The organism is Hyphococcus formosus (assembly GCF_046736345.1).
Classification (GTDB): domain Bacteria; phylum Pseudomonadota; class Alphaproteobacteria; order Caulobacterales; family Parvularculaceae; genus Hyphococcus; species Hyphococcus formosus.
Map to the genome: position 1 here is coordinate 1,925,258 of NZ_CP157210.1, position 12,070 is coordinate 1,937,327.

The following is a 12,070-nucleotide window of genomic DNA, read 5'->3' on the forward strand; positions in this document are numbered from 1 at the left end:
CTTTACCGGCCAAAACGGCTAATTCCAAGCACCTCCTTTGGGGAAAATGCCTATTACCCCAACTAACGATTCGCGCGTGACACCGATGGGCGAAACAGAATAGTTTCCAAATCGTTAACCCGTGGCGTGCAGCATCATGCTAAAGACACGGTCTACTTGTGATTTTTGGCGCATTTATTGGCGGATCGGCCCTTACCTTCATGGCGGAAGACAAAAAAAATATTGATGGCGACAAGCTGGCAGCGCGAATCGATGCGCTTTCGCCCCGCCGTCTGGCCATTTTAACCGGTGCCTTTCTCGTGGCGCTGGCGACTCTGTTTGTCTTCGAGATGAACGATAAAGCCGAATTGCGGGTTGCAGAAACCCAATTGCGGTTGTCCCAGGCCGCGAGCGACGGCGCTGCGGCGCTGAATATCGCTATTATGACGGGAACCCCGGTTCGCGAGTCCCTGAGCGGAATCGAATTGGGCGGTTACACCGCCATGTTCCACCTCTCCGCCTCGGGGGATATCCTGACGGCCGAAGGTCGCACGGACATGATCGAAATCCCGGCATCATCCCTGCGGGCACTAAATCTTGATGCGGCGACATCGACCCGCCTCGATCTGCCCGGCGGAAAGATCGCGGTCGCGTGGCGGCGTCTGGATAATGGTGATGCGTTGGTGGTTGCTGCCCCCGCTAGAGATATGTTCGACCGGACGCGGGTCTGGGTTCTATATGCGGTTCTGATGGGTGCAATCACATTGGTGGTTGGCTCGTTGATGGCCGCATTCATTCGCCAAAGTCGGGCAGCCGCGAGCGCGGCTCACGCGCTTTCCACCTTAACTGAATTCAACGCCGCGCTCACAGGCGGTCGGTGTTCGCCTTGGTTTTATGACCACAAAGAACGCACGGTTCATCTTACCAAATCATTCCTGCAGCCACTTGGCCTCAGCGCGAGAGATCGAAAGTTTTCCCTGCGCGAGATTTCTGCACTGGTTCATCCACAAGATTTGCGGACAGCGCTCGCCGTAATTTCCGGCGAACCATCGGGTGTTAGCGAGGGCGTCGTCCGCCTTCGGGAGCCGGGTGGCGGATGGTCGCGCGCCTATTTCAGAACCTCGCCAGAGGCGACGCGTTTCCACCGCGCGGGCGTTGCATTTGACTTGGTCGGCGCATCGACATTAGCGCCCGGTGCCGCGATTGCGGAAACAAGGCTCCGCGACGCAATTGAAAGCATTCCAGAAGCATTCGTTCTTTGGGACGCTCAGGGCAAGCTGGCAATTTGGAACAAGCGCTTTACCAGCATATTCCGCATCCCTGCGAAAATGCTGAAACCCGGTTTGACAATTGACGAAGTCGCGACCTGCGCCGCTGTGGCCGGCGATATTCTCGTCGCCCATTTCAGCCCGCTCGAAGACGCGCAACAGGAAAATCAGGAAGTCGCCCTGCCCGGTTCCCGTTGGGCCCACGTTTCACGACGGAAAACTGCAGAAGGCGGATATGTTTGTGTCGCCAGCAATGTGACGGACCTCAAGCGCCGCGCATGGGCGCAGAAAAAGAAAGAGCGCGAGTTACAACGAACCGTTGAAGATCTCGAAAGCTCGCGGAAAGAATTATCCGAAGCCCTGCGCAAATATGAGTTTGAAAAATATCGCGCAGAGGAAGCGAGCCGGTCGAAATCCGAGTTCCTCGCTAATATGAGCCATGAGCTTCGCACACCATTAAACGCAATCAATGGCTTCTCTGAGGTCATGCAATCGGAACTTTATGGTCCGCTTGGCGACGATAAGTATAAAGAATATGTTACGGATATTCTGTCCAGTGGCCGCCACCTTCTTGAGTTGATTGACGACATTCTCGACATGTCAAAAATCGAGGCTGGTCGTCTTTCGCTTGAGCCGAAACGGATTGAGCTTGAACGCATATTAAATGAAAGCGTTCGGCTTGTGGCAAAACGCGCAAGCGATGCGGGCGTGAAGCTAACTGCGTCTGTTGCGCATGCTCCTGCAGTTTGGGCCGATCAACGTGCCGTCAAACAGGTCGTTCTGAACCTTTTGTCAAACGCGCTTAAATTTACCGGGCGTGGCGGCGAAGTTACCCTGACGGCCGAAGCAGACCTAGACGGTGTGACGATTATCGTCGCCGATAGCGGTACGGGCATCGATAAGGAACAATTACGCAAATTGGGCGCACCATTCGAACTCGCGGAAAGCCACTTCTCCCGCTCGCGGAATGGATCAGGGCTTGGTCTCGCTTTGTCGAAATCACTGATGGAGATGCAAGGCGGAATTCTTGCCCTCGCAAGCCAGCCAGGACGCGGCACCGTCGCTTGTGCGACCTTCCCTCGCCGGAAGGAAGCAAAGGTCCGCCTTCCGCAATTTATCCGTAAAGAGGCCTATGTGCTGACCGGGCGCGAAGCCCAACAGCCGCAACCCCTTCAGATCGTGGCGACACAGGCGGCAGAATAAATCTCGACCTTATTCCTCGGGTGGTGGCGGCGGCATTTGGCGATCATCTGGTCGCTCATCGCCTGGCCTGCCGGGATGATCTTTGCCGGGACCGCCCTCTCTTTGGCCACGACGATATTTCTTCTTTTTGCGCTCTAAGCGCTTGGCATTTGCCGCATCAATCAGTCGCTTTCGTTCAGCGGCGGGCAGCGTTTCAAAAGCATTCACGAAGGCTTCGTTGAAATAGACAAATTTTTGATCCTGTAACACACGGATCTCATCAAGCTTTGCGTTAACTGCTTCGCGATCCCACGGATCGGCGCTCATCAATACACCTAATTCCCGGCGTAATGCGCGAACCTGACGGTGATCTTCACGCATTTTCGGCAACTGTTTTTTGAATTCATCGCGGAACTGATCGCGCAATTCCGGAGAGAGTTCTTCGGCATAACGCATCAGTTTAAATGGGTCGTCCAATCCGGAACGATGATGAGACTCCGCCCGGGGCTTGGGCGGGCCGCCTGCGATCATAAGACCCGACAAATGACCGACCGCAAAAATATTCAACCCCAGTGAGGCTATCAATAAAATAATCAGTCCGCGTCCCATTGAAGGGTCTCCTCATCACTCAATTCTGAGAATGTAAGCCCACTCTCAATATAGGATAGCGCCTCGGTTTCAGGCGTTAGCGGCGTTTGGGCAGAGGCCGAAACAATTCCCGAAGCAACGCCCATCGCGCCGATGCCAGCCAATAAGCCCGCTGGTGCCAAGCGCACCCTTGGCAATCGGTCACGGAAACGCGAAAACCAACCGGCATTCTCAGGGATGGTTTCAAACCCCGCCAGCACCCGGCGCTCTAAATCTTCCGCCATTCGCGGTGCAGTAGCGGCGTTCAGAAAACCGTCCAGCATTTCTGCCTCAAGACGAACTTCCGGTAATTCGTCGAGCAATTCACCATATTGTTCGCGCAGTGGCGCAGGCCAACGAGCGACGTCCGCACCATACGCATCACAAATCTGGCGCACTCTTTCCATTTGATCAGTTGACATGGCTACTTTGCTCATCGTCCATCTTTCCCAACAAATGTTCACGCATAGGTGCCAATAAGTCCCGCAATTTACGTCGGCCACGAGCTAATAGTGACTCCAATGCGTCAACACTCACTTCCATAATTTCTGCCGCTTCGATATTCGACAATTCCTGATAGTGACAAAGCGTGATCGCCATGCGCTGACGCTCCGGCAATTGTTCCAACGCTTCGTCAATCGCAAAGCGCCGTTCACTGAGAAATAGCGTTTGATCCTGCCGATCAGCACCATCCGCTCGCTCAGGCGCGGCCTCTTCCGGGGCCTCGCGTTTCGTCTTTCGCAACTGATCAACGCATATATTCATGGCCACCCGGTATAACCAGGTTTCAAACTTCGCGCCCTTGGGCTTCCACTTTGACGCATGCCGCCATAGGCGCAAGAATGTCTCCTGCACAACATCTTCAGCAGCGTGTTTGCTGCCTAACATGCGATATGACGCGGCGTAGATCATCTTTGTATGTCGCTCCACAAGCATTGCGGCCGCGGTTTTGTCACCGTTGCCAGCGCGCTTGACCAGCGCTTCACTGCTATCGTTATCCGTTTCCAACAAAACGCTGGTCTTGTTCCTTCGTTGGCCGGCTCAATCAGAGCCGGCCAAAATTTTGCCAAGTCAGTTACCGATCACCACGACGTTTACCGTGATGGCCGCGGCGGCGTTTTTGCTCATCCTCAGAAAGGACGCCGTCACCATCTTTGTCCATCCGGTCAAATCGCGCTTCCGCTGCATCGACAAATTCGGCCCGGTCAACAACACCATCGCCATTCGCATCCGGATTACGCTTTTCACGGCGTTCAGCGCGCTTTTTCTTGTGATGCGCTTTTAGCTCTTCTTTTGAAACTGTACCATTGCCGTCCGCATCGGCAGCCTCAAAAAACTCTTGGTTTTTAGCACTCATTTCTGAGGCAGAAATCTCACCATCGCCATTTGTATCCAAACGGTCCCAACGGCTATCTCCCTTACCGTCCGCCGCATAAGCGGTCGCCGCGATCAACGCGGACCCAGCTACGGCCAAGGTGGCAAATGCAATTTTCTTCATAGCGTTCCTCTAGGTTATCGCCTTACCAGCACCCATTAAACGCTTCAGCGCCGAAAATCCGTCGCACGCCCCTGTTCACTAGAAAATTGGCGTTCTAACGCGCTTTCTGTGGTCTCAAACGGCTTTGCCAACACCCGTTTTTCGCCGGGCATCGCCATGGAAACCTCAAATTCCGGGCTGTGGCACGCGGCCCCAATATCTGCAAAGGCCAATACTCTTTTGCGTGAAGGCGACCACCCGCAGCTCGTTATTCGGCCAATATTCTTTCCCGCCAAATAAACGCCAGCACCCGGCACCGTCTCTTCAGCATCAAGGGAAAGTGAAATTAACCGCCTCTCGGGACGTCCTGCGGATTTTCGTAGTGCTCGGCGACCATTGAACCACCCTCCGTCAAGCGGCGCGAGATGCGCGAGCCCGAGTTCTTCGGGTGTTCGCTTGGTAGCGCTGCTTCGCCGATCCGCTGGTATAAAGTCGAGCCCACTGCGCGGCACACCGCTTTCGAGACGTAAAATCTCCATCGCATCAAGCCCAATGGGGCGCGCCATGCTACGTCGTATAATTCGTTCCCAAATCGTCAGCGCCTCGTCTTTCGGGAAAATCAATTCCACCCCTTGGATACCGCCGAATTGCAGCGGGCGCGTCGCAGTTTCAACACCGCGCAACACGCTGGACGCCGCAAAGGTTTCGCTGACTGACTTTAGGCCCGCCGCGTTCAGGGCGCTCCCGGTTTGGGGCCCCATAATACCAAGCGCGGCGACATCGCTTGAGATATCTTGTACTTCGACATCCATGCCGCGCGCCGCCAAATCAACCCGCCGTGCATGTGGCCCCGGAAAGGTGACGAGAAATAATTCTTCACTAAGGCGCGAAACCTCAGCCAAATCGATGACATGACCTTCATCCGTCAACAACAGCCCTCGCGCCCCTTCGCCGATATGAAGAGAGATCGCGGGCGCTGTCGTCAGCCGCGCCAAAAACTGCGCCGCATCATTGCCGCGTACCGCGTATCGCGCCATCGGGCCGAAATCACCGATAACCGCATTATTGCGCGCAGCATCATATTCTTCGGCGACGGAGCTATATACGCGGGCTGCAGTCCATCCGTTTACGGATGTCCAGAGATTGGCTTCGCTGACCGATGCCGCGGCCGCATAAAGTGGTGTTGGCCGTGGCGCATCCACGAAAATGTCTTCCGTTGCGAAAATCATGCCCCACCCTTTTTATAGGCGCGCAATGCTGCTTTCGCGGCCGCCCGTCCCGCCGCACAGGAAATTCCGCTACCGATTTGCGCCTCGGGGCCGCAAAAGAACAACCCACCAATTCTCGCGGCGTCTGTCACCGTACGTGAAATCGCCCATTGCTGGAGTATATCGGGCTTGGACGCTAACGCGCCCGGTGTCGCGCCGGAATTCTTGACCTCGTCCGCTGGTAATTGAAGGTCTATAATCTCGGCACGATCCGAAATGTCTGCGGCAAATGCTTCTAGGTTTTGCAATATTGCTTTTTTAATTTCATCTCGGCGGTCGTCGCTTGGGTCCGCTTCGAATGGAAGCGGATGCGCAATTACTGAAAGAAGCTGCTTCTTATCGAGCGAGGCCCCCTCATCAAGCGCGCTGGGAAACACTGCCTCCAAGATCAACTTCTTGGGAACGCGTCCCGCCCGCGCGTCAATGAAAGCCGCGGCGAGGTTTTCTGCGGTTGGCGCGAAAACCAATCGTCGCGTGAGGTTTTGACGTGTCGCATCATCCTCTGCGACGCCTTTTAGCAAAACATGCAATCGCGCGGAGCAATATTTTTGCGTGCCTGCAGTCAGTATGCGCTGCAATTCTATATCGATCATTTTCGGGCCGATCATGTCGACAAAGGTCCGCTGCGCATCGATCGCCGCCACCACGATTGGCGCTCGTAACTGGCCACCATCCTTTAACGTCACGCCGGCAACGCGATCCGCTTCGATCAGAATAGACTGAACCGGTGTCGCCGCCCGAACATCAACATTGGCCTGTTGTGCCGCTCGCCGAAGCGCGGTGATTACGGAAATCACGCCGCCCTTGGGATATGCCACCGCCCCTTGCAATCCGGCGGCCTCGCCGGAAAACCGGCGTATCAAATTCATAAAGCTATAGGCTTCAAATGGCGGAACACCTGATCTGAACGCCGCCTCGGTCAACAGTAAAACCCGCAGGGGCGATTCCCCCAAACGCGCTTTTAAAATGGTGTCAGTATTGCCCATAATCGCTTGGGTAACACTTTGCGTCATCTCCGACGGCAATGCCGCGATGAGTTTCTCAACTTTTCGCCCACCATCCTTTTCTGAAAAAGACGACATGCTGAAGAGCGGACGCAATTGCTCGGATAATTCGAGCATTTCATTCAAGAAGATCTCGAAATTCTCGCGATCGTTGTCCTCCTCCAGCGATAGCAACGCCGCTTGAGACGGGTTTCCATCAAACTTTAGAACGTCACCACCATCGAAAAAATAAGTTGTGTCGAGACGGCGCGAAGAGAATTCCAGACCATGTCTGTAGAGATCGAGTTCGTCGATTACGTCCGGGTCCAGATTGGTAACAAGGTGCTCACCATCAATAACCGAAATATTTTCGGCGATATTGCGCTCGGCGATACGGCCGCCAATTTCACCTCGGGCACCGACCAACACGGTTTTGAGGCCAGCCCGCCCAAGATACGACGCTGCGGTCAGTCCATCAGCACCCGCGCCAATCACGATCGCGTCGATGCCGCCCTCGATCCGGCCCGGCAAACGCTCGTCTTCGGTCATCACGATGGGTTCTTCGGTATTGCTACTCATCCCGGCCGATGACCTCATCAATCAGCTTTACGGCTGCACTTATTGTGTTGTGCGGACGAGACTGAACTATAATCTGATCGCAGCCGGCAAAGGGTGTTTCACCTAAATACGGTGTCACGACCTCGGTTTCTGTACGGCGTATTTGTGCGGCGAGCCCCGGCATACGGCTTGTAAGCCGTTCCTTAATGAGTGTGACCGCCGCCTGCCGGTCCTGTCCCGTCCAGCCGCGCCATTCGCCATCTTCGAAAAACGCGCCCGGAAGAAACGACGATCGCGCAATGATTTCGCCATTGCGCGTATATTCAAATTCAACGGGCAATTTTTTCGGGAACTGCCCTTTTACGGCGCTGTCACGGGCCTCCTGTAATTCAGTGGCTGAATCGACAATCTGAAAAATCCCATCACGATCACCTGCCGGCGGATCAATGAATTCCGCCAATTTAAACTTTACAGAAAAGTTTGCATGGCCCGGCGCATCGACCATTGGCGAAGACAAATTTTGATCAACGCCATAGGCGCGCGCGGTCTCGGGGGTCGCAAAAAAGATAATGCGTGTTTTGACGCTTTCATCAGCGCCTATTGATAGCGCGATGTGTTTATTGCTGGCGGTCGTTACCTCTGTTATCCGCCCAGCGAGAAATGATACGCCTTCGGTCTGACAAATTTTTTCAAGAATTGTACGTATGCTTTGACTATTTTTGTCTGGCCTGACTGGCCACGCTGTTTCATCGAGAAAATTAATCAGCGCCGCCGCCGATCCTTGTTCCCGTGGCCCAAAACCAGAGGGGGAAAGCGCGTGCGCTGAAAGATGCGCCTTTAAGGAACCATCCGTTAGATAGTCGTCCAACAGGGTTTCACTCGCACCAGTCATGCGTGCGGCACGGTCCAATGCGTAGGGGTCAGATAGCAACTTCGCTAGGCCGTTACGCAGTTTCTTTTTGGTCGAAAATTGAAGGTCTGCGACGAAATTATCATGTGCCAGAGACGCCACCTCATCGGTGAAATCCGACCAAATGTGATGATCTTTTATCTCCTTCCCCGCCAGCCAATCGGCGGTCTGGCGATCATTATCGAACGTAGAAATTTCCTTCGCGCCATGCAATAAAGTCACGCGCGTGCTGACGGGGTTGAGCGCCAGATCATAATCCTGCAATTCCAATCGTCGCCAAACAAAGTTCGGGATCGCTGGTGTCGAGGCAGTAAAGCTTTTTCGACGGGTTGCATTTTTTCTCAGTACACCGACACGTGATCCTGCCTTCGCTGCGCAAGCGGCAGCGCATAATGCTGGCTCGTCATCGCCAATAATCAATATGTCGAAAGGCCCATTCATCAAACTTGGTATAACCTAATTCATCCGCATATTCCGATCACCAACGATACTCGCAAAAAGTTGTGCGACAGTATCCTGATGGGCCTTAAGTGCTTTTTCAGCGGCTAAATGATCTTCCTCTCCGCAGACAGATGCCATCCGGCTGCGTAGCGCCTCTCCTGCCCGTTCTGGCGAGTAAACACCGCCCGTCGCCGCACGGCTCACCTGCAGCACCGCTTCGAAAATTGAATGGGCGTCAAGCAGGCTCGTCGCGTCTTTCGCCGTCAACATTTGCTGTTCCTTAAACCACTGTAATGATTGCCGGACTGCACGGGGTGGCCGTCCTACCTTATGGGCATGTCTTAATGTGAGATACTGGCAAATGAATGCAATATCCGTTAGCCCGCCGACAACATTTTTAACATCCCAAGCACTATTCCCCGGCTTGGCTGCATCAAGACGCATTCGCATATTGGCAACATCAATACCCAAGCTCTCTTCGTCGCGCTGCCGAGCAAGGATCTCTTGTATTTCTGCCTCGACTTTATCAGCCAGCGCACCGGCTGGGCCAATGACCCGCGCTTTGACGAGGGACATTGCTTCCCATGTCCAGGCTTCGTCACGATAATAGTTATGGAAGGCAGAAAACCGAACGGCAGCGGGCCCCGCCTTTCCAGAGGGCCGCAACTGCATGTCGACCTCGAAGAGCGCGCCTTCTTCGGTTGCCGCAGAGAGCGCGGTTACCGCGCGGCGAACAAAACGGCTAAAATATTCGACAACGCCTAGCGGACGCTTTCCGTTGGACTGCTCTTCGCTCTGCGCATCATAAACAAACATCAGATCAATATCCGAGGTTGCCGTCATTTCACCGGCGCCGAGGCGACCTAAGCCGATAACGACAAATTCACCATCAATTTCGCCATGCTGATGTTTCATCTCTTCCATTGCGGCTGCCAACAGCGCATTTATTGCGGCATCTGCGATTTTGGTAAAATGTGATGATGCAATGTCCGGCGCAATAAGGCCGACTGCCAATTGCGCCGTCACCTGAAATTGTTGCTCGCTGACCCATCGCCGCGCAGCGTTAAGCGCCGCTTCGTAATCCGGTGCAGCATCGACCATCGCCTCGCACGCGGTTACGTAATCCGATGTGGCAGGCGGCGGCGCTGACCATCGATTGTCGAGAAGTCGCTCAATCAAATTTGTGCGTTTCGAAAACTCCCGGCCCAGATAGGGCGAAATCGTCATGATACGAATGAGCGCATCAAAGACATCGAGATTGTTCAAGAACAGAGAAAAAATCTGAACGCCCGCGGGAAGCCGCTCAAGGAATTTCTCAAACGCAAAAAATGCTTCGTCGGGATCACTTGCCTTTGCGAGCGCCTCTAGCAAGGGCGGCACCAATTTGGTCAACAGGGTTCGTGCACGCTCTGTCTTTGTGGCCCGCATCGAACCCGTATGCCACCGGCGAATGGCGGCACTTACATCCCCCGCCCGCTGGAAACCGAGTTTTTCGAGTGTTTCAAGCGTTGCCGGGTGGGCTTCAACGCCCGTGAAGACCATTGGGCCAAGGCGTTTTTGTGGATCTTCGTCATCTTCGAAAAGTGCGTCATAACATTTTTCGACCGCGTGGAAGGTTTCCAATATTTTCTGGCGGAACTCGGTTGGGTCATTCGCGCCAACAAAAATCGACAAACGCTCTATATCGCTTTGCGAAGCAGGCAATCGATGGGTCTGCTCATCATTGATCATTTGCAACCGGTGTTCGACATGACGCAGATAGAGATAAGACTCTGTCATGATGTCCCGCGCATCTGTTTCTATCACACCCGTCTCCGCCAAAGCGGATAGCGCATCAAGCGTTGCCCTATGGCGCAGCGACGGGTTTTTCCCGCCGAGGATTAGTTGCTGGGTCTGCGCGTAAAACTCGATCTCGCGGATACCGCCGCGCCCTAGCTTTACGTCGTGACCTTCAAATGCGACATCGCGGCCACCTTTGGCCGAATGCATCTGGCGTTTAACCGCGTGAACATCTTCGATGGTGGCGTAGTCAAGATATTTCCGCCAGATGAAAGGGCGTAAGGTTTTGAGAAACTCTTCACCAAGAGCAATATCACCTGCGCAGGGGCGTGCCTTGATGAAGGCCATTCGTTCCCAGTTTTGACCATAGGATTCGTAATAGGTTTCGGCCGACCTTACCGACACAGCGGGTGCAGTCGCGCCCGGATCAGGCCGGAGCCGGAGGTCCGTTCGGAACACATAACCATCGGCCGTCTGCATTTGCATGAGATTGACAAGATCACGCGCAATTCCCACGGCGTATTTTTGTGCATCGAAGCGATCAATATTCATCCGTTCAGGATCAAATAAAACGACAAGATCAATGTCGCTTGAATAGTTGAGCTCAAACGCCCCATGTTTGCCCATGGCGAGAACGACAATACCGTCACTTGTCTCAAGCCTGGATCGCTTAATCGCGCCTAAAAGAGCACCATTCACCGCCGCATCCGCAAAGCGCGATAAACCATCTGTTGCGCGCATGACCGGCCAAGCGCCGGCAATATCCGCAAGCGCGATGACAAGTGCTGCATCGGCTTTTGCCTCACGCAGAAGCTTCATTTGCTGATTGGCATCATCCGCCATTTCGGATTGGTGACAGGATGAAATCGCTGCCTCTAACGAAGTTTCCGCTGGCACCGCCAGAATATTCGCAAGCGCTGATTTGCGCCGCGCGAACAGCCGGCGCAAATATGGTGAGGCACTGGCTACTGCGCTTAGAAAATCGGAAGCATGCGGCGGAATATTGACTAACGCATCCTTGCATTCATCGCGAAATCGCTGCGCCGCATCCGGATCAAAAACCGCCGGTGCGTGCTGGATGGCATCCGCAAGACTTGGTTGTTTATTCATAAAGCCAAATTGACATTGGCCGGGCATAAAAATCCAGCAAAAAAACCGCTGAGGAAGCGATTCCATCAGCGGTTTGACTTAGGTTGAAATGCAAACTGGTTTCTTAGCAGCCCGCTGCGTCTTTCAACGCTGATGACGGCCTGAAACGCAGGCTTTTCGATGCCTTGATCTTGATCTCTTCACCGGTGCGCGGATTGCGCCCTTTGCGTGCCGCGCGCTTGGAAACCGTAAAGGTACCAAATGTCCCGATTGTATATTTGCCTTCTTTTTTGGCGCGCTTCAGACCTTTTTCGATTTCGCCGAAAACCAGCTCGACAACCCGCTTCGCTTCCGCATTGCTCATGTCACCTGCTTGCGCGACATTGGCGATAAATTCTGCCTTGCTCATATCATTTCCCTCACGAAATGCGGCCCCAGCATTCTTTGCAAAGCCGCGATTGCAAATATTTTATAGTGGAAAGTGAGAACTGATTTCCCCAATCGCGCAA

The 12,070-nt window shown here is 54.0% G+C and carries 10 protein-coding genes; 1 reads left to right on the plus strand and 9 read right to left on the minus strand.

All coding sequences use genetic code 11. The annotated features are described in order from the left end of the window. Positions 1-200 precede the first annotated feature (200 nt). On the plus strand, positions 201-2,450 hold the full coding sequence (locus tag ABFZ83_RS08760) for an ATP-binding protein (protein ID WP_411816169.1): 2,250 nt from the start codon (positions 201-203) through the stop codon (positions 2,448-2,450). A gap of 9 nt (positions 2,451-2,459) precedes the next feature. On the opposite strand, the gene ABFZ83_RS08765 is transcribed toward ABFZ83_RS08760, so the two are convergent. From ABFZ83_RS08765 to ABFZ83_RS08805, 9 genes are all read right to left on the minus strand, one after another. Further along, on the minus strand, positions 2,460-3,038 hold the full coding sequence (locus ABFZ83_RS08765) for a periplasmic heavy metal sensor (protein ID WP_411816170.1): 579 nt from the start codon (positions 3,036-3,038) through the stop codon (positions 2,460-2,462). Further along, complete coding sequence (locus ABFZ83_RS08770; RefSeq protein ID WP_411816171.1) at positions 3,023-3,478, minus strand: hypothetical protein; 456 nt, start codon at positions 3,476-3,478, stop codon at positions 3,023-3,025. Before ABFZ83_RS08770 ends, ABFZ83_RS08765 begins: the two co-directional genes overlap by 16 nt. Beyond that, on the minus strand, positions 3,468-4,067 hold the full coding sequence (locus ABFZ83_RS08775) for an RNA polymerase sigma factor (protein WP_411816172.1): 600 nt from the start codon (positions 4,065-4,067) through the stop codon (positions 3,468-3,470). Before ABFZ83_RS08775 ends, ABFZ83_RS08770 begins: the two co-directional genes overlap by 11 nt. 64 nt (positions 4,068-4,131) lie before the next feature. After that, positions 4,132-4,554, minus strand: a complete 423-nt coding sequence (locus ABFZ83_RS08780; protein ID WP_411816173.1) for an EF-hand domain-containing protein — start codon at positions 4,552-4,554, stop codon at positions 4,132-4,134. A gap of 44 nt (positions 4,555-4,598) precedes the next feature. Further along, complete coding sequence (locus ABFZ83_RS08785; RefSeq protein WP_411816174.1) at positions 4,599-5,762, minus strand: glycine cleavage T C-terminal barrel domain-containing protein; 1,164 nt, start codon at positions 5,760-5,762, stop codon at positions 4,599-4,601. After that, positions 5,759-7,363: a phytoene desaturase family protein gene (locus ABFZ83_RS08790; RefSeq protein ID WP_411816175.1), complete on the minus strand. Its 1,605-nt coding sequence runs from the start codon at positions 7,361-7,363 to the stop codon at positions 5,759-5,761. The genes ABFZ83_RS08785 and ABFZ83_RS08790 overlap by 4 nt, the downstream gene beginning before the upstream one ends. Further along, on the minus strand, positions 7,356-8,693 hold the full coding sequence (locus ABFZ83_RS08795; RefSeq protein ID WP_411816176.1) for a hypothetical protein: 1,338 nt from the start codon (positions 8,691-8,693) through the stop codon (positions 7,356-7,358). The genes ABFZ83_RS08790 and ABFZ83_RS08795 overlap by 8 nt, the downstream gene beginning before the upstream one ends. Positions 8,694-8,708: 15 nt before the next feature. Then, positions 8,709-11,582, minus strand: coding sequence for a bifunctional [glutamine synthetase] adenylyltransferase/[glutamine synthetase]-adenylyl-L-tyrosine phosphorylase (locus ABFZ83_RS08800; protein WP_411816177.1), 2,874 nt, complete (start codon positions 11,580-11,582; stop codon positions 8,709-8,711). 103 nt (positions 11,583-11,685) lie between these two features. Continuing rightward, a complete protein-coding gene (locus ABFZ83_RS08805) occupies positions 11,686-11,970 on the minus strand; it encodes an HU family DNA-binding protein (protein WP_411816178.1) in 285 nt (94 codons plus the stop codon). Between the last annotated feature and the right edge of the window lie 100 nt (positions 11,971-12,070).